We start from the raw sequence: 18616 nt of genomic DNA, 5'->3' as shown, positions 1-18616 counted from the left end.
GCTTAGCACAACCTTCCGGCTGCCATCGTGCTTGGCGGAGGCCGGCCGCACGTATGGCGGTGCAGGATCCGATCGCCGCCTTCAATTCGAGCGCCCGCCGGCGCGATCTCCCATTGACAGGTCGGTCGATGTGATAGAATTATAACAAGATAAGTTGCAAAAATAACAATATGTCACCATCGTACCAGCGCCGCGCGCGGTCGACGGGAGGAAAATTTGGAATTGTCCGGTTCGATCGCAGCCGAGCCTCGGCCGTCGACGGCGCTGTTGATGGTCGGTGGCATCAACAAGCGCTTCGGCGGCGTGCGGGCGTTGCGCGACGTCAACCTCGAGGTCCGGGCCGGCGAGGTGCACGCGCTGCTGGGCGAGAACGGGGCCGGCAAGTCCACGCTGATCAAGATCCTTAGTGGTGTCCACGCGGCCGACAGCGGCACGATCGAGATCGCCGGCAAACCAGCTACGTTCGACAGTCCGGCTAGATCGCGCGAGGCAGGCATCGCCGTCGTCTATCAGGACCTCAGTCTCGTCGAGTCGCTGAGCGTCGCCGACAATCTGTTGCTCGGCCGCGAGCCGCGTACGCGGTTCGGCTTTGTCCGCAAGCGCGAACTGATGGCCAGGGCCGGGGCGTTCCTGAGCGAGCTCGGCATTCCCCTCGATACCAAGGCAGCAGTCGGCTCGCTGCCGTTCGCCTACCGCCAGATGACCGAGATCGCCAAGGCGCTGATGGGCGAGGTGCGCCTGTTGATCCTCGATGAACCGACATCGTCCCTGACTTCGGATGAAGTTCGTATCCTGTTCGACGCGATCGGCAAGGCGACGCGCCGCGGCGTCGGCGTGATCTATGTGACGCATCGGCTCAACGAGGTGTTCGAGATCTCGCAGCGTGTCACGGTGCTCCGCGACGGCGCCAATGCCGGCACGTTCGTCACCGCCGAGACCGACATGAAGCGGCTGGTGAACTCCATCATCGGCACCGATCGATTGGCGCCCGCGGCGTCGCGCGCTGAACCTGCAGTTGCGCGTTCGTTCGATCCATCGCCGGTTCTGTCGCTGTCGGGCGTGTCCAACGATCGCCTGTCGGCCGTCGAATTGTCCGTGATGAAGGGTGAGATCCACGGCCTTGCCGGATTGATCGGCAGCGGGCGCACCGAGATCCTGGAGACGATCTTCGGCCTTCGGCCGGTCGAGAGCGGCACACTGGCGATCGAGGGCCGGCCGTGGCCGCCGAACGGCGCGGCCGATGCGATCGACCATGGCGTCGCGCTGGTGCCGGAAGACCGGCACATGCAGGGCCTGGTGCTGGATCATTCGATCGAGCGCAACATCACCTTGCCGCGGATTCTGCAATTCTCGCGCTGGGGCTTCATGCAGCAGCGCGCCGCCGCCCGGCGTGCGGATGCTGCGGTGGCGAGGCTGTCGGTGAAGGCGCAAGGCGCCTCGAGCCTGGTCAGGACATTGTCCGGCGGCAACCAGCAGAAGGTCGTGTTCGGAAAATGGAATGATCCGCGGCCGCGCGTGCTGCTGCTGGACGAGCCGACGGTTGGCGTCGACGTCGGCGCGCGCGAGGAGATCTACGGCGTGATCCGCAATGCCGCCCGCGACGGCACCAGCGTCCTGGTGGTCTCGTCGGACCTCGTCGAACTGATCGAGCTCTGCGACCGCATCTCCGTGATCGTCGATGGACGCGTGGCGCGAACGCTGGTGCGCGGGGAGATCGATGATGCCGAAGAGCTCCATCATCTGCTGCAGATCTACCAGGCTTCCGAACAAGGTGTATTGCAAGAGCTGCCCGCATGACCGAACTGACCGCGCCCAACCTCGTCGCCTCGTCGACCCGATCCGATCGACGCCGCAAGCTGCTGCAGAATCTGCTGCGGGGCGAGCGGCCCTACATGCTGTACATCGCCTTCGTGGTGCTGCTGGTCGTGTTCAGCCTGTCCTCGCCCTGGTTCCTGTCGGTCGACAATTTCCTGAACATCGGACGCCAGACCACGCTGGTCTCGATCATCGCGGTCGGCATGACCTTTGTGATCATCGCGCGCCAGATCGATCTGTCGGTCGCATCGACATTGGCGCTGTCGGGCATGGCCGCGGCGCTCGCGATGAGTCAGATCAACAACAGCTGGATCGTCGGCGCTGTTGCCGGGCTCGGCACGGGCGCGCTGGTCGGGCTGCTCAATGGCATCCTGACCACGCAGCTCTCGATCCCGTCGTTCCTGGTGACGCTGGGTTCACTGAGCATGGCGCGCGGTTTGGCGATGATGGTGACCAATACCAAGCCTGTCATCATCACCAACGAGACCTACTTTGCGATCTTCGGCGAAGGCTCGTTCCTGGGCATACCGGTTCCGATCGCCTGGACGCTGGTGGCGATGATCGTCGGCATCCTGCTGCTGCACTATAACGTGTTCGGCCGCCGCATCTATGCGGTCGGCGGCAATCCGACCGCGGCGCTGTATTCCGGCATTAACACCAAGTGGGTGACGACCGCGGCCTTTGTGCTGACCGGCGCGCTGGCCGGGTTCGCGGCGCTGGTGCTGTCCGCGCGCTCGCACGCCGCGCGGCCCGACGTCGTGCAGGGCATGGAGCTCGACGTCATCGCCGCCGTGATCCTCGGTGGTTGCAGCCTGTTCGGCGGGCGCGGCTACATCCTGGGGACGCTGTTCGGCAGCCTCATCATCGGCACACTCAACAACGGCCTCGTGCTGCTCGGCGTCAGCTCGCCGCTGCAGCTCGTCATCAAGGGAGCGATCATCGTGGCCGCGGTCGCCTTCACGAAACGCTAGAGCACGACGGTGCAGCGCATGGGCCGCAAGGTCAGGCGTTGCAAGGGTAGGGGCAAGGTCGCCGGCCTCCGGTCAATCGGCGACCAAAACGGGAGGAAACAATGAAGCCGATCTTGCGACAAACCCTGCCGCTGACCGCGTTGATCGCGGCGACGACCATTTCGATCGCCGCCTCGGCCCGCGCCGAAGTGCCTGCAACCTGCGTCAAGGGCATCGATCTCGCGACGCTTGGACCGAAATCGATCGTCGGTCAGGGGCCGCACGGCGAGAAGGCCGCCTCGCCCGAAGTGCTGGCGCTGTCGGACGCCGATGCCGCCAAGATCAGGGAGAAGCATTTCAAGGTCGGCATCTCCATGCAGACCGTCAATCTCGACTGGGCGCAACTGCAGATCCAGGGCATCACCGATACGCTGAAGAAGTACGGTGTGACCGTCACCGGCGTCGCGTCCGCCGAATATCAGGTCGACAAGCAGATCGCCGATATCGAGAACACCATCCAGCAGCATCCGGATGGCATCATCTCGATCCCGGTCGATTTCACGGCGACCGCACCGACCTACAAGAAGATCGCCAAGGCCGGCATCAAGCTCGTGCTGATGGACAGCATCCCGACCGGCCTGAAGCATCCGGAGGAATATGCCTCCATGATCTCGGCGGATAGCCAGGGCAACGGCCTGATCGCGGCCCAGATCCTGGCGTCCTGCGTCGCGCAGGGCGGCACCATCGGCCTCGTCAATTTCGGCGTCGATTATTTCAGCACCAACGAGCGCACCAAGGGCGTCCGTGAGTGGATGCAGAAGAATCGTCCCGACATCAAGATGAAGCAGGTCGACTTCACCGACCCGCCGAAGGTGTCGCAGATCGCGGGCGACTTCCTCACCGGCAATCCGGATATCAAGGGTCTGTTCGCGGTCTGGGACCAGCCGGCGCTCGATACGCTGAGCTCGATGCGCGCGCAGGGCATCGACATTCCGGTCGCCACCGTCGATCTCGGCCTGCAATCGGCGATCGAGATCGCCAAGGGTGGCCCGCTGAAGGCGACCGGATCGCAGCGCCCCTATGACCAGGGTGTCGCCGAAGCGATGGCCATGATGAACGCGCTGCTCGGCAAGGAAACGCCCGGCTGGATCGGTGTGCAGTCGCTGCCGGTGACGCAGTCCAACGTGTTGGAATCCTACAAGACGGTGTTCAAGAAGGAGCCGCCGCCGGAGCTGACCGACGCCTGCAACAAGGCGAAGCCTGCCTGCAACTGAGCCGCAGGAGTGCGATGCGTGGTCCCGCGAGCCCGCGCATCGTGAGCAGCCTGATCAGGGCGTGCCAGCCCCCGCTCGGATCAGGTTGCGCTGGTCACGTACTCGACGGGAAGGCTACGGAAGTGCTTGCGCATGTCCGCTGACGCCGCGCCGCCGACGATGATGCGCGAGAACGCGCCGATATCGGAGAAGAACGCCGACTTGAGGCTGCCGAGCTTGCTGGCGTCGATCACCAGGATGCTTTCCATCGCGGTCTCGATGACGGCCTGCTTGACGGCGACCTCGTGAAAATTCGAGCAGCTCGCGCCGCGGGTCCAGTGCACGCCGCCCGCGGAGATGAAGGCCTTGTTGATGCCGAGCCGCCGCAGATAGGATAGGCCGTCGTCCGACGCAAAGGACTGCGACGACGGATGGTAGAGGCCGCCCATCAGCATCACCTGCGTGGCCGGCCGTCGCGTGACGATCGACGCCACGTTCATCGAATAGCAGATCACCGAAAGCGGCAGGTCCTCCGGCAGGCAGTCCGCCAGCGACTGCATCGTCGTGCCGCAATCGATGAAGATCGTATCGCCTTCCTTGATCGAGGCCGCGGCAGACCGGCAGGCCAGGCGCTTGTCCTGGGTGTGCTGATCGATCTCCTGCTCGAACGTGTACTTGACCCCGGTCGGCGACGCCGCATTGACGACGTAGCCGCCGAGCAGCGCCAGCGCGGCGTCCGGCCCGGCGAGATCGCGCCGGACCGTCATTTCGGAAACCTTGAGGAGCTCGGCGGCGTCCTTCAGATGCAGCGTGCCGCTCGATTCGACGGCGCGGCGCAGCCTCTGCAGGCGCTGCACGCGCGTCTCGCTTGGTCGTGCGTTCGATGTTTCAGCCATTTTGATCGCCGGGCTTGCTTATCCGATTGACAATGATCTTACAATGTTGTGAGTTTATCAACGTCGATTTGTTACAATAATAACATCCAGTCCGGCGGGCTGATCGAAGGTCGGGGACGATGTCGTCCTCAGGCAGTCGGCAAACCCCGCGGCAAGGTCAGGGGAGGATCACATGTTGCGATCGACACATTCAGTCTATCTGGCGATCTCGTCGATTCGCTAGGACGCACGGCGCCTCCATGACGCAGAGCGTCTTCATGCAGAATCCGTCCCCATTGGCCGCGCAGTCGCCTTCCCCGGGCGGCGGGCATCAGCTCCCGCGCAACAGCGGCCGCGCGCTCGAGATGGATTGGGTCGACGAGATCAGGATCAATCTGTCGGCCGCCGAACGCCGCGTTGCGAGCCTGCCGGGCCGGCGCACGGTCAAGAAGGACGCGCAGGCGGCGTGGCTTCTCAAGGCGATCACCTGCATCGACCTGACGACGCTCAATGGCGACGATACGACCGAACGGGTGAAGCGCCTCTGCGCCAAGGCCAAAGCGCCGGTGCGCGGCGACCTTCTCGAGCGGCTCGGCTTTGCCGGCCGTGAGCTGCATACCGGCGCGGTCTGTGTCTACCATCGGTTCGTGGCGACGGCCGTCGAAGCGCTCAGCGGATCGGACATCCCGGTCGCCGCGGTCTCGACCGGATTTCCCGCAGGCCTCGTGCCGCACGATCTGAAGCTGAAGGAGATCGAAGCGTCGGTCCGCGACGGCGCGCAGGAGATCGACATCGTCATCACGCGCGAGCATGTGCTGACCGGCGATTGGCGGGCGCTTTACGCCGAGGTGCAGGATTTCCGCGCCGCCTGCGGCGACGCGCATCTGAAGACGATCCTGGCCACCGGCGATCTCAAGACGCTGCGCAATGTCGCCAAGGCGTCGATGGTCTGCATGATGGCCGGCGCCGATTTCATCAAGACCTCCACCGGCAAGGAAGGCGTCAACGCGACGCTGCCGGTGACGCTCGCGATGCTGCGGATGATCCGCGTCTATCAGGAGCGTACCGGCTACCAGATCGGCTTCAAGCCGGCTGGCGGAATCTCGACGGCAAAGGACGTGCTCAACTATCAGTTCCTGATGAAGGAGGAACTGGGCCGCGACTGGCTCGAGCCGGACCTGTTCCGTATCGGCGCCTCCAGCCTGCTCGCCGATATCGAGCGACAGCTCGAGCATCACTTGACCGGCCACTATTCGGCCTTCAATCGCCACCCCGTGGGATGAAACTCCAGCGATGAGCGTCGCAAGCTATTTCGAGACCATGGAGTATGGCCCCGCGCCGGAGGCGGACGGCGAGGCACGCGCCTGGCTGGCGCGGCATGGCGCCACGTTCGGGCATTTCATCGCCGGCAAGTTCACAGCGCCGCACGCCGGCAAACACCTCACGACGACCGAGCCGGCCACGCGCAAGACGCTGGCGCGCATCGCGCAGGGCGCTGCTGCCGATGTCGAGGCGGCGGTCAGCGCCGCACGCACCGCGCAGACAGCGTGGGCAAAGCTTGGCGGTCACGGTCGCGCGCGTCATCTCTATGCGTTGGCGCGCATGCTGCAGCGTCACGCCCGGCTGTTCGCCGTGCTGGAGGCGATCGACAACGGCAAGCCGATCCGGGAAACCCGCGATCTCGACGTGCCGCTCGCTGCGCGCCATTTCCTCTATCACGCCGGCTGGGCGCAGCTGCAGGAGCGCGAATTCACCGATCAGGTGCCGGTTGGCGTGATCGGGCAGATCATTCCGTGGAATTTTCCGCTGCTGATGCTGGCGTGGAAGATCGCGCCGGCGCTGGCCGCGGGCAATACGGTGGTGCTGAAGCCGGCGGAGTTCACCTCGCTCACCGCGCTGCTGTTCGCCGAACTGTCGGCCGAGGCCGGCCTGCCGCCGGGCGTGTTGAACGTCGTGACCGGCGACGGTGCCACCGGCGCGCTGCTGGTCGAAAGCCCTGGCGTCGACAAGATCGCGTTCACCGGCTCGACCGAGGTCGGGCGGTTGATCCGCCAGTCGACCGCAGGCACCGGCAAGTCCCTCACGCTGGAGCTCGGCGGCAAGTCGCCGTTCATCGTGTTCGACGATGCCGATATCGACGGCGCGGTGGAAGGCGTGGTGGATGCGATCTGGTTCAACCAAGGCCAGGTCTGCTGCGCCGGTTCGCGGCTGCTGCTGCAGGAGGGGATCGCGGAGACTTTCCGCCGGCGCCTGATCCGCCGCATGGAGACGCTTCGCGTCGGCATGCCGCTCGACAAGGCGATCGACATGGGCGCGGTGGTCGCACCGGTACAACTCGAACGGATCAAGTCGCTGGTCGAGACCGGGGTGAAGGAAGGCGCCGAGAAATATCAGGCGTCCGGTGCCATCCCGGCGGAAGGATGTTTCTATCCGCCGACCTTGCTCTGGAACGTGCATCCATCCTCGACGGTTGCGACCGAAGAAATCTTCGGCCCTGTTCTGGTGGCGATGACGTTCCGCACCCCTGACGAGGCCGTGATGCTCGCCAACAACACGCGCTACGGCCTTGCCGCCAGCGTGTGGAGCGAGACGATCGGTCTGGCGCTCGATATCGCGCCGAAGCTGCTGGCCGGCGTGGTCTGGGTCAACGCCACCAATCTGTTCGACGCCAGCGTCGGCTTCGGCGGCTATCGCGAGTCCGGCTTCGGCCGCGAGGGCGGCCGTGAAGGCATGTATGAGTACCTCAAGCCGAAGGCCTGGAGCGGGCGCAAGGCGCGGGCCAAGGCATCGCCGCTGGCGACGGCTTCTGGCGCCAGCGCCGGATTCGATGTGCCGCCGATCGATCGAACGGCGAAACTGTTCGTCGGCGGCAAGCAGGTGCGCCCGGACGGCAATTATTCGCGTCCGGTGCTGTCGCCGAAGGGCCGGCGCCTCGGCGAGGCAGGCGAGGGCAATCGCAAGGATATCCGCAATGCGGTGGCCGCGGCGCGCTCCGCCGAGTCTTGGGCGCGGGCGACGGCGCATAATCGCGCCCAGATCCTCTATTACCTTGCCGAGAATCTTTCCGCGCGCGGCGACGAATTCGCCCGGCGTATCGCCGACATGACCGGCGTGTTGGCTGCGAAGGCGCGCGCGGAAGTCGATGCGAGCATCGAGCGGTTGTTCAGCTATGGCGCCTGGGCGGACAAATTCGAAGGATCCGTCCACGCGCCGCCGCTGCGCGGCGTGGCGCTCGCGATGCATGAGCCGATCGGCGTGGTCGGCGTCGCCTGTCCCGACGAGGCGCCGCTGCTTGCCTTCATCAGCCTGGTGGCGCCGCTGGTTGCGATGGGCAACCGGGTCGTCGCCGTGCCCAGCGAGCGGCATCCGCTCGCCGCGACCGACTTCTACCAGGTGCTGGAGACCTCGGACGTGCCTGGCGGCGTGGTCAACATCGTCACCGGCGATCACAGCGAGCTGGTCAAGGTGCTTGCCGAGCACGACGATGTCGACGCGCTCTGGGCGTTCGGATCGCAGGACGCCTCAGCGGCCGCCGAACGGCTGTCGATCGGCAATCTCAAACGGACGCTGGTCGATCATGGCCTCGCGCTCGATTGGTACGACAAGGCCGCGAGCGAGGGCCCGATCCTGCTCCGCCACGCGGTGCAGGTGAAGAACATCTGGATTCCGTACGGTGACTAGCGACGTCACCTCACGGTGATATCGATGGGGTTCGGACCGTCAGAGTCCGGCGAGTTTGAACACGAGGGAGGGACGCAACATGCTCAAGGGCATCGATCCACTGCTCAATGCCGACGTACTCTATGCCCTGCGGGCGATGGGGCATGGTGATCGCCTGGTGGTGTGCGATACCAATTTTCCAGCCGACTCGATCGCGCGGCAGACAGTTCTCGGCCGGTTGCTGCGCATCGACAATGTCAGCGCGGCTAGGGCGATCGAGGCGATGCTGTCGGTGATGCCGCTCGATACGTTTGTCGACGATGCAGCGATCCGCATGGAGATTGTCGGCCAGGCTCAGGAAGTGCCACCCGTGCAGCGCGAGGTGCAGGCCGCGATCGATCGCGCGGAGGGACGGTCATGGCCGCTGGTCGGCGTCGAGCGCCACGCTTTCTACGAGAAGGCCAAGACGGCCTATTGCGTGATCGCGACGGGCGAGCGGCGCTTCTACGGCTGCTTCCTGTTCAGCAAGGGCGTGATCGGGCCGGACGGGGAGTGACGAGATGAGCAAGAGTGGCGTCGCCGTCCTCGGCGTCTTCGTCGTCGACTTGGCGTTCCGCGCCGGCAACATGCCGGCGATCGGCGAGACCATCGCCGGTTCGGGATTCGCGATGGGGCCCGGCGGCAAGGGATCCAACCAGGCTGTCGCGGCCGCGCGGGCCGGCGCCGGCGTGAGCTTTATCTCGCGGATCGGCAGCGACGCCTTCGGCGAGCTTGCGATCAAGACCTGGGAGGCCGAGGGAATCCGGCCGCGCGTGGCCAGGACGGCGGAAGCGCCGACCGGCGCAGCCTTCATTTACGTCCATGAGACGCGCGGCGACAACGCCATCATCGTCGTGCCGGGTGCAGCGGGCGGTATCGGCCCGGCCGATGTCGACGCGGTGGCGGACGCGATCCGCGACAGCCGCGTGTTCGTGACGCAGCTCGAGCAGCCGGTCGATGCAGCGCGGCGCGGGCTCGAGATCGCGCGCGCCGCCGGCAGCATCACGGTGTTCAATCCGGCGCCGGCCATCCAATTCGACGATGGTCTGTTTGCGCTGTGCGATTACGTCGTTCCCAACGAGACCGAGGCCGAAGCGCTCACAGGCATCGCGGTGGGCGACCTCGCCGGCGCCCGCCGCGCCGGCGACGCCCTGTTGGCCAAAGGCGCCGGGACCGCGCTGATCACCCTCGGCGAACGCGGCGCGCTATTCCATGCGCGGGATCGCTCGCTGCACGTGCCGCCCTTCGCGTCCGGCAAGGTCGTCGAAACCACCGGCGCGGGCGATGCATTCGTCGGCGGCTTCGCGGCGGCGCTCGCGGACGGCGTCGATCCGCTCGAGGCTGCGCGGTTCGGTGCGGCCACGGCGGGAATCTCGGTGACCCGGCCGGGCACCGCGCCCGCGATGCCGCGGCGCGCGGAGATCGAAGCGCTGCTGAGGGGATGATGCTGCGATGATGCGGAATGATCCGATCAAGCATGTCTTCATCTGGCCGGCGGTGCTCGTCGTGCTGGCGATCTCGATATTTCCGCTGATCTATTCGCTGACTACGAGCTTGCTCAGCTACCGGCTGATTCCGCCGATCCCGCCGCGCGTCGTCTGGCTTGGCAATTATGCGGCGTTGTTGCAGGAGCCGCGGTTCTGGAATGCGCTCTTCACCACGACGCTGATTGCGCTGATCGCGGTCGGGTTGGAATACGCGATCGGGTTCGGCGTCGCGCTGGCGCTGAATGCGCGGGTGCCGGGTGAGCGGCTGTTCCGCGTCGCCCTGCTGCTGCCGATGCTGCTGGCGCCCGTCGCGGTCGCGCTGGTGGCGCGCATGATCTTTAATCCGACGATGGGACCGCTCAATCAGTTCCTGTCGAAGTTCGGCCTGGTCAACCTGCCGTTCCTTACCAATGGACATTGGGCACTCGCCTGCATCATCGCGGTCGAGGTCTGGCAGTGGACCCCGTTCGTCATCCTGATGATGCTCGCCGGGCTGCAAACGCTTCCCGAAGATGTCTACGAGGCCGCCGAGCTCGAGAATGCCAGCGCCTGGCAGCAGTTCTGGGGCATCACCTTTCCGATGATGCTGCCGATCTCGGCCGCCGTCGTCTTCATCCGCCTGATCGAGAGCTATAAGATCATGGACACGGTGTTCGTGATGACCGGCGGCGGGCCGGGCGTCGACACCGAGACGCTGACGCTGTTCGCCTATCAGGAAGGTTTCAAGAAGTTCAATCTCGGCTACACATCGGCGCTCAGCTTCCTGTTCCTGATCGCGATCACGATCATCGGCGTGACTTATCTGGCGCTGCTGCGGCCGCATCTGGAGAAGCGCCGATGAGCGGCCAGGGCTTGACGGGACTGTCGCCATGGCGCCGCCGCCTGGTCGCGGCCGGCGTTCTCATCTGGTGCCTGATCACGGTGTTTCCGCTCTATTGGGTGGTGGTGACCGCATTCAAGACGCCGCCCGGCGTCGTCGGCGGGCCGACCTATCTGCCGTTCATCGACTTCACGCCGACCTTGCAGCCCTTCATCGATCTCTATCAGGGCATCCGCGGCGAGTTCTTCCGGACCTTCCTGAACTCGACCATCGTTGGCCTATCCGCGGCAGCGATCGCCACGGCGATTGGCGCGATGGCGGCCTATGCGCTGGTGCGCTTCGAATTCAAGGTCCGCTTCGGCGCGGGCCTCGCGTTCTTCCTGCTCGCGCTCGGCGGCTACCTGCTGTTCAACACGACGTTCGGGTTCACCCGCCCGCAGGCCCTGTTGCTGGCCTTTCCGATCGCGCTGATCGTGGCCGTCGCCGCCAACCGCCTGCCGCTGCCCGGACCGATCCTCGGCAATGAGGACATCCTGTTCTGGTTCGTCAGCCAGCGCATGTTCCCGCCCATCGTCACCGCCTTCGCGCTGTATCTGCTCTACAGTGAGATCGGGCGGCTGGGCTTCCAGCTGATCGACAGCTTTGTCGGCCTGACGCTCTGCTACGTCGCCTTCTCGCTGCCGATCGTCGTCTGGCTGATGCGCGACTTCTTCGAGGCTGTGCCGATCGAGGTCGAGGAGGCGGCGATGGTCGACAATGTGCCGAGCTGGCGCATCTTCTTCGGCATCGTGGTGCCGATGTCGATGAACGGGCTGCTGGCGACGTTCATGATCACGCTGGCCTTCGTCTGGAACGAGTTTCTGTTCGCGCTGTTCCTGACCAATTCCAGATGGCAGACGCTGCCGATCCTGGTGGCGGGACAGAACAGCCAGCGCGGCGACGAATGGTGGGCGATATCGGCTGCGGCGCTCGTCGCCATCGTTCCCATGATGATCATGGCTGGCCTGCTCAGCCGGATGATGCGGTCGGGCCTGCTGCTCGGGGCCATCAAATAGCAAAAAACCTTGTAGGGAGGACTAGACGATGTTGCGACGGACGTTCCTGATGCTGACCACCTCGCTCGCGATGGCCTGTGCCGCGAGCCAGGCGAATGCTGCCTGCAGCCCGGACTATACCGGCGTCACCCTGACGGTGGCGTCGCAGACCGGGCCGTATATCGCCTCTGCGCTCAAGCTCGGCGCGGACGAATGGGCCAGGAAGACCTGCGGCAAGGTCAATGTCGTCGAATTCCCGTGGTCCGAGCTCTATCCGAAGATCGCGACATCGCTGACGGCGTCGGACGCGACGTTCGACCTCGTCAGCTTCGCGCCGGCGTGGCTGCCGGACTTCGTGCCCTATCTCAGCGAGATGCCGAGGGAGATGCAGTCCGGCAAGGACTGGGACGATATCGAGCCGGCCTATCGCGAACGGCTGATGGTGTGGGAGGGCAAGATCTACTCGCAGTCGATGGATGGCGACGTCCACACCTATACCTACCGCACCGACCTGTTCAGCGATCCCAAGGAGAAGGACGCCTTCAAGGCCAAATACGGCTACGACCTCGCGCCGCCGAAGACCTGGAAGCAGTATCTCGACATTGCCGAGTTCTTCCAGCGGCCCGACAAGGGGCTGTGGGGAACGGCGGAAGCCTTCCGCCGCGGCGGTCAGCAGTTCTGGTTCTTCTTCAGCCATGCGGCGGCCTACACCAACAATCCGAACTATCCGGGCGCGATGTTCTTCGATCCCGAGACGATGGACGCGCAGATCAACAATCCGGGCTGGGTGAAGGGGCTCGAGGAATACATCAGGGCATCGAAGCTCGGGCCGCCCAACGCGCTGAATTTCTCGTTCGGCGAGGTGAACGCGGCGGTGGCCGGCGGCCAGGTTGCGGAATCGATCGGCTGGGGCGACACCGGTGTCATCGCCGCGGACCCGAAGCAGTCGAAGATCTCGGGCAAGGTCGGTTCGGCGATGCTGCCCGGTTCGGACGAGATCTGGAACGCCAAGACCAAGAAGTGGGACAAGTTCCCGAGCGTGCTTCCGGGCCCGTTCATGGCATTCGGCGGCTGGCAGATCGCGGTGCCGAAGGCCGGCAAGAACCAGAAGGCGGCGTGGGATTTCGTCAAGACACTGACAAGTCCTGAAGTGTCGGGCCGGGCGGCGATCACCGGCGGCAGCGGCGTCAATCCCTATCGCAAATCGCACACGGCCAATCTGCAACTGTGGAGCAAGATCTTCTCGCCGGAAGAGGCCAAGGAATATCTCGGCGCGCAATCCGACTCCATCAATGCCAAGAACGTCGCGCTCGACATGCGTCTGCCCGGCTACTTCTCTTACACCGAGGTGGTCGAGATCGAGCTCGGCAAGGCGCTGGCCGGCCAGACCACGCCGCAGGCGGCGCTCGACGCGATGGCCAAGGAGTGGAATCGGCTGACCGACGAGTTCGGCCGGGCCAAGCAGCTCGCGGCCTATCGCGCGGCGATGGGTCTTCCGCCGAAGAACTAGCTTTCCAGCGAGACGTCCCGGATGATGCGCGAGCATCGTCCGGGACTTTACTTGCCGTCGACGAAGGGACGGAAAAGGAATCCATGGCGCACGTCGAGATCGAGAATGTCAGCAAGGCATACGGGCCCTACAAGATCATTGAAGGGCTCGACCTCAACGTGGCCGACGAGGAGTTTGTCGTGCTTGTCGGCCCGTCCGGCTGCGGCAAGACGACGACGTTGCGCATGATCGCAGGACTGGAGGCGGTGACGAGCGGAACTATCCGCATCGGCAATCGCGACGTGACGCAATTGCGTCCCGGCCTGCGCAATTGCGCGATGGTGTTCCAGAACTACGCGCTCTACCCACATATGACGGTCGGAGAGAACATCGGCTACGGCATGAAGGTGCGCGGGGAATCGCGCGCCAGCATCGAGAAGGCCGTCAGCGACGTTGCGCGCGTGCTTGACCTCGAACAATATTTGCAGCGCCGGCCCAAACAGCTCTCGGGCGGGCAGCGCCAGCGCGTGGCGATCGGCCGCGCCATCGTGCGCAGCCCGGATGTGTTTCTGTTCGACGAGCCATTGTCCAATCTCGACGCCAAGCTTCGCATCGAGATGCGGACCGAGATCAAGGCGCTGCACCGCCGTCTCGCCAAGACGATCGTCTATGTCACGCACGACCAGGTCGAAGCCATGACCATGGCCGACCGCGTCGTGGTGATGAACCGCGGCCGCATCGAGCAGGCGGCCGATCCGATCACGATCTACGAGAAGCCCAGCAATCTCTTCGTCGCCGGCTTCATGGGCGCGCCCAGCATGAATTTCATCCATGGCGAGCTAGTTGCCCGCGACGGCGCGCTCATTTTCACCGAGCCGTCGGGCACTGCGTTGAGAGTGCCGAAGTCACGCGAGGCGGCCTATGCCGGCAGCGTCGGCAAGCCCGTGGTGCTCGGCGTCCGGCCCGACCATGTGTTGCGGCAAGACGCATCGACAGGCTCTTCCGTCCGAATCCTTGTGAAAGACGTGGAGCCGCTCGGGCCGCACACTCTGGTGATCGGGACCGTCGGCCCATTCGCGTTCACGGCGCAAATGCCGGTCGGCGTCGCCGCGGAGCCGGATCATGTCATCGACGTCGCGCTCGATCTCGAGCGAACGCACTTGTTCGACAAGGTGTCTGGGACGGCTATTTGCTGATCCGCCGCAGCCTGGCTCGACAACCGCCTGCCTAGCTTAAGAAACCTCGCGCGCGCCGGACCGTATCGGACGGATACAGGCCGAAGGCCGAGCGGTACACCGCAGCGAAACGGCCCATATGCGTAAAGCCCCACTTCAGGGCAACTTCGCTGACCGGGAGCATGTTCTCCGGTCGCGACAGTTCGTCGTGGATGGCCTCCAGCCGAATTTGCCGCAGATAGGCGACCGGCGTCGTGCCGTGAATTTTGCGGAAGCCCAATTGCAGCAACCGGCTGCTGACCCCAACCGTTGCGGCAATATCCGAGATCGTCAGCGGCAGATGCGGATTGGCCCGCATATACTCGACCGCACGCCTGATGTAGCGCGGCGGCGCATCCCGCGGGTGGCGGCTCAACCGGTCCGTCAACCGATGAGGAACGTTCTCAAGGATGAGCTGTATGGCTGCTTCCGATAGCAGCGCGCTGGCTTTCGGAGAGCGTACCAGGATCCCGTCATACAGACCGGTGGTGCTCGTGCGGACAAGCTGAAGAAGGGTCTGTCCAACGCCGGTCGACAAGTCGACGATCGGCGTCAGATTGAGATCTTCCAGCGCTGTGCTCCCGAACGTCGCCGACAGCACCTTGGTAACTGCGCCCGTATGCAAGGTGAGCGTGACGCTTGAGTATCGTCCATCGACTGCTTCGACCCGCTGCGCTTGCATCGTCGGAAGGGGCACGATGGCGATCTCGGAGGGGGTCCGCTGGATACTCTTTCCTGCGATGAGCATTTCGGCCTGGCCGGCATTCAGCAGGCTTATTGCAAGCTCTCCGGCAGATTTCTCGTAAGAATAGCGCCAATCCCAACCGGCCGACAGATCGGCCCGCACGACGTCAAGTTCCGCGCCGATGGCTATGTCCGCATGCCAGCGAAACGATTCGTCAGGCCGCGGCGAGGAATGCGCATTGATCCCGTGGGGGTGGAGCATTTCAAGGAGTTCTTCGAACGAAGATCCCGATCGCGTGGGAGGTGCAGCGAGTACGTCTTCGACCATCAAATCCCAACCATCGGATGATTGCTGTTTCGCGGATTGCCCGATCCATCAGACCGGTTTTCCGCTGTTCAGGGTGTCCGCCACACGCATAGACCGCATCACCACACTAGCACAGCTTTGGTGATTTCGGGTCGCGTGCCCTTTCTCGCAATTTCTTCAATATCCGAATAGCGAACAGAATATCCAGGTCGCGCAATCGAGCCGCGAAAGCTGACATTTGATCTCATCCGCTCGCCGGCATCGCGCGAACGTTCCGATTCAATCCGCCGCGCCAACGTTCGAGAGCACCAGCGGATGCACAGCATTCGCGATCGACTGCTCTAGCCACAATCCGAACGCCTGCATCCGGAATGCGACGTCGTCCATGGACTCGTAGCCCATTTGGCCTAAATCGTCACGACCAACTCAAACGGGTTATGAAAGCATGCTTACAAGGATTACTTGCGTACTCGCGCTTACAGTTCTTTCGTCCATGCCTGCGCTGGCCGATGGTTGCGCAGATCACGTCCAGAGCACCGGCGTTCCCATGGTAACGGGCATGACGCACAAGACCTGGATGATCTTCCCGTCGGTCAATCCCGGTGCCGCCCTCGACAAGGTGTCCCGCGCCGTTCTGGCGGAGGGCTTTGTCGGTGTGAACGTCGACAAGAAACTCGGCACGCTGACCACCCAGCAGGACACCACCGGATCCGGCCGCCCACAAACGCTGCAAGTCGTCGTCCGCAAGGACGGCAAAGGCAGCCGCGTCGATGCGATCTTCAGCTTGCCGCCGGGACAGTTGGCTCCAGGTGTCGGCGATAACCTCTGCCGCGTCGTGAACGCGGCCGGCCAATGAACTTCGCCCATCTGTGAAGCGGGCTGACGCGCGAATTGTAACCGGCCGCGCGTGTCCGGGTGTCGTCCGGTCCGGAACCAGACGAGTTCATCCAAGTCGAGGGAATCGGGACGCAGGTGCCGGCCTGCGCCCACAGCAATGAAGCAGGAGATATGATGCGCAGGGCTCGCTTTGTGAAAGTTGTTTTGATGGCGACCACCGGTGCCGTGGTGTTTTCGGCCTCCGCCATTTCGGCTCCGTTGCAGCACGGTACCGGCGTTGCGGCGGCAGTGCCGTCGTTGACCGAGAAGGTTTGGTGCCGTTACGGGCAGTGCTATGACAATGGCGGCGGCGCTGCCGTCGGCGGACTGGTCGGTGGCCTCATCGGCGGCGTCATCGCGGCCGGCGCAGCCAGCGCCGCCGCGCAGCAGGAAGCTGCCGCCGCCCAGCAGCACGCGGCGTCCTGCGCCCAGCGCTATCGCTCGTACGATGCGGCGTCGAATACGTTCCAGGCAAAGGACGGCCGGCGGTATCCCTGCCAGTGAGACTGCCGCAGGCTTGCGGCGCCGGAACGGGGAGGAAGCGAACCCGCCGCTCCAGACAATAGCCCTCGGCGCCACGCTGAGCACGAATGGAGCTCCGGCCCGTGAGCCGGAGCAGGCGTTCGAGCGCCCCAGGAGCCGCAAACGCGGCTTCTGCCGGCGAATTGGCCAGGATCTTTGATGAACGGGTTCCCGCTCCGCGCCTGGATGCGCGGATCGAGAGGCTTCATCGGGAATCGCAGAGCGGGCAGCCCACGGCGGCTTCTGACGCGACCGTTTTCCATGCTATCACGCGATCCGTCGAAACTGCGCTCGTGGCAGGATCTGCCCGAACCTTACGAATCCGGATCTCGATGATGCTGTCGCTTCCCAAGACCAAAATACGCGTGCTGCTGCTGGAGGGCGTGAACGAATCCGCGGCCCGGATGTTTGAGGCGAACGGCTATACCGAGCTGCAGCGTCTGCCCAAGGCGCTGGGACCAAAAGAACTCAGGCAGGCGCTGTCGGGCATCCACATGCTGGGAATTCGCTCGCGGACCCAGTTGACCGGGGACATCCTGGAGGCCGCCGACCGATTGCTCGTTGTCGGCTGCTTTTCGGTCGGCACCAATCAGGTGGATCTCGATGCCGCGCGGAAGCTGGGAATCCCCGTATTCAACGCGCCATACTCCAACACCCGCAGTGTGGCGGAGCTGACCATCGCCGAGATCGTGATGCTGTTCCGCCGGATCTTTCCGCGTTCGGTCTCCGCACATGCCGGCGGCTGGGACAAGTCCGCCGAAGGCAGCCGCGAGGTGCGCGGCAAGACGCTCGGCATCGTCGGCTACGGCAACATCGGCTCGCAGCTGTCGAACCTCGCCGAAGCCATGGGCATGCGCGTGATCTATTTTGATCAGACCGACAAGCTCCGCCATGGCAATACCGAGCCCGCCGAATCGCTCGACGCGTTGCTCGCAGCCAGCGACGTCGTATCGCTGCATGTGCCGGAGACGCCGGCCACCGCCAACATGATCGGCGCCGCCCAGCTCCAGCTGATGAAGCCTGAGGCCTATCTGATCAACAACTCGCGCGGCACCGTGGTCGATCTCGATGCGCTGGCGAGCGCGCTGCGCGAGGGCCGGCTGGCGGGTGCTGCGGTCGACGTGTTTCCGGTCGAGCCGGTGTCGAACGAGGCGCGCTTTGTCTCGCCGCTGCAAGGTCTTCCCAACGTCATCCTCACGCCGCATGTCGGCGGTTCGACGGAAGAAGCGCAGGATCGCATCGGCGGCGAAGTTGCGCGCAAGCTGATCGACTATTCCGATGTCGGGTCGACCTTCGGCGCGGTCAATTTTCCGCAGGTGCAATTGCCGGCGCGACCGACCGGCACCCGTTTCATCCATGTTCATCGCAACGTTCCCGGCGTCATGCGCCAGGTCAACGACGCGGTCTCCCGGCACGGGATCAATATCCTGGCGCAATATCTGCAGACCGATCCGGAAGTCGGCTATGTCGTGCTCGAGACCGACGTGGTCGGCGGCGAGGGCGAGGGACTGCTGGCCGATTTGAAAGCCATTGACGGCACGATCCGCGTGCGGGTGCTGTATGACGCGAACCGGCCGCAGGGGTGATCGAC

General features: G+C 64.4%; 16 protein-coding genes. 14 read left to right on the top strand and 2 right to left on the bottom strand.

The window, feature by feature from the left end:
- The first annotated feature begins 216 nt into the window (after positions 1 to 216).
- The 3 genes from J2R80_RS39475 (at position 217) to J2R80_RS39465 (ending at position 4039) form a co-directional block, all read left to right on the top strand.
- Complete coding sequence (locus J2R80_RS39475; protein WP_253640478.1) at positions 217 to 1797, top strand: sugar ABC transporter ATP-binding protein; 1581 nt, start codon at positions 217 to 219, stop codon at positions 1795 to 1797.
- The gene (locus J2R80_RS39470; RefSeq protein ID WP_253624233.1) at positions 1794 to 2786 is read left to right on the top strand and encodes an ABC transporter permease; all 993 of its coding nucleotides are present in this window, start codon (positions 1794 to 1796) and stop codon (positions 2784 to 2786) included. Before J2R80_RS39475 ends, J2R80_RS39470 begins: the two co-directional genes overlap by 4 nt.
- 101 nt (positions 2787 to 2887) lie before the next feature.
- Positions 2888 to 4039 (top strand): substrate-binding domain-containing protein, encoded by a 1152-nt coding sequence (locus tag J2R80_RS39465; protein ID WP_141341650.1) that lies wholly within the window; start codon positions 2888 to 2890, stop codon positions 4037 to 4039.
- Positions 4040 to 4119: 80 nt separating this feature from the next.
- Here the strand turns inward: J2R80_RS39465 and J2R80_RS39460 are convergent, their stop codons facing one another.
- Positions 4120 to 4914, bottom strand: a complete 795-nt coding sequence (locus tag J2R80_RS39460; protein ID WP_057018878.1) for a DeoR/GlpR family DNA-binding transcription regulator — start codon at positions 4912 to 4914, stop codon at positions 4120 to 4122.
- Between the two features lie 257 nt (positions 4915 to 5171).
- Here J2R80_RS39460 and deoC point away from each other — a divergent pair, with 257 nt between their 5' ends.
- The 8 genes from deoC to J2R80_RS39420 all read left to right on the top strand — a co-directional run bounded on the left by deoC (position 5172) and on the right by J2R80_RS39420 (position 14618).
- A complete protein-coding gene (deoC, locus tag J2R80_RS39455) occupies positions 5172 to 6176 on the top strand; it encodes a deoxyribose-phosphate aldolase (RefSeq protein WP_141341685.1) in 1005 nt (334 codons plus the stop codon).
- A gap of 10 nt (positions 6177 to 6186) precedes the next feature.
- The gene (locus J2R80_RS39450; protein ID WP_141341647.1) at positions 6187 to 8574 is read left to right on the top strand and encodes an aldehyde dehydrogenase family protein; all 2388 of its coding nucleotides are present in this window, start codon (positions 6187 to 6189) and stop codon (positions 8572 to 8574) included.
- Between the two features lie 79 nt (positions 8575 to 8653).
- On the top strand, positions 8654 to 9109 hold the full coding sequence (locus tag J2R80_RS39445) for an RbsD/FucU family protein (RefSeq protein WP_141341644.1): 456 nt from the start codon (positions 8654 to 8656) through the stop codon (positions 9107 to 9109).
- Positions 9110 to 9113: 4 nt separating this feature from the next.
- Complete coding sequence (locus J2R80_RS39440) at positions 9114 to 10037, top strand: ribokinase (protein WP_141341641.1); 924 nt, start codon at positions 9114 to 9116, stop codon at positions 10035 to 10037.
- Between the two features lie 7 nt (positions 10038 to 10044).
- Complete coding sequence (locus tag J2R80_RS39435) at positions 10045 to 10920, top strand: carbohydrate ABC transporter permease (protein WP_141341639.1); 876 nt, start codon at positions 10045 to 10047, stop codon at positions 10918 to 10920.
- Positions 10917 to 11954 carry a carbohydrate ABC transporter permease gene (locus J2R80_RS39430; RefSeq protein WP_057018873.1) on the top strand — a complete coding sequence of 346 codons (1038 nt, stop codon included), beginning with the start codon at positions 10917 to 10919 and terminating at the stop codon, positions 11952 to 11954. The genes J2R80_RS39435 and J2R80_RS39430 overlap by 4 nt, the downstream gene beginning before the upstream one ends.
- 49 nt (positions 11955 to 12003) lie before the next feature.
- Complete coding sequence (locus J2R80_RS39425) at positions 12004 to 13443, top strand: extracellular solute-binding protein (RefSeq protein WP_309143813.1); 1440 nt, start codon at positions 12004 to 12006, stop codon at positions 13441 to 13443.
- A gap of 83 nt (positions 13444 to 13526) precedes the next feature.
- The gene (locus J2R80_RS39420; protein ID WP_076829077.1) at positions 13527 to 14618 is read left to right on the top strand and encodes an ABC transporter ATP-binding protein; all 1092 of its coding nucleotides are present in this window, start codon (positions 13527 to 13529) and stop codon (positions 14616 to 14618) included.
- 31 nt (positions 14619 to 14649) lie between these two features.
- Here J2R80_RS39420 and J2R80_RS39415 read toward each other — a convergent pair whose 3' ends face one another.
- The gene (locus tag J2R80_RS39415; RefSeq protein ID WP_229192253.1) at positions 14650 to 15648 is read right to left on the bottom strand and encodes an AraC family transcriptional regulator; all 999 of its coding nucleotides are present in this window, start codon (positions 15646 to 15648) and stop codon (positions 14650 to 14652) included.
- Between the two features lie 538 nt (positions 15649 to 16186).
- Between J2R80_RS39415 and J2R80_RS39410 the strand changes: the two genes are divergently transcribed.
- From J2R80_RS39410 to serA, 3 genes are all read left to right on the top strand, one after another.
- Complete coding sequence (locus tag J2R80_RS39410) at positions 16187 to 16483, top strand: hypothetical protein (protein WP_229192252.1); 297 nt, start codon at positions 16187 to 16189, stop codon at positions 16481 to 16483.
- A 188-nt stretch (positions 16484 to 16671) separates the two neighbouring features.
- Positions 16672 to 17007 carry a BA14K family protein gene (locus tag J2R80_RS39405; protein ID WP_246786756.1) on the top strand — a complete coding sequence of 112 codons (336 nt, stop codon included), beginning with the start codon at positions 16672 to 16674 and terminating at the stop codon, positions 17005 to 17007.
- A gap of 350 nt (positions 17008 to 17357) precedes the next feature.
- Positions 17358 to 18611, top strand: a complete 1254-nt coding sequence (gene serA / locus J2R80_RS39400) for a phosphoglycerate dehydrogenase (RefSeq protein ID WP_141341631.1) — start codon at positions 17358 to 17360, stop codon at positions 18609 to 18611.
- Positions 18612 to 18616 lie beyond the last annotated feature (5 nt).

Source organism: Bradyrhizobium sp. USDA 4541 (assembly GCF_024171085.1).
GTDB lineage: Bacteria > Pseudomonadota > Alphaproteobacteria > Rhizobiales > Xanthobacteraceae > Bradyrhizobium > Bradyrhizobium australafricanum.
The sequence above is the reverse complement of the archived record's forward strand: the minus strand, read 5'-3'. Positions and strand labels throughout refer to the sequence as shown.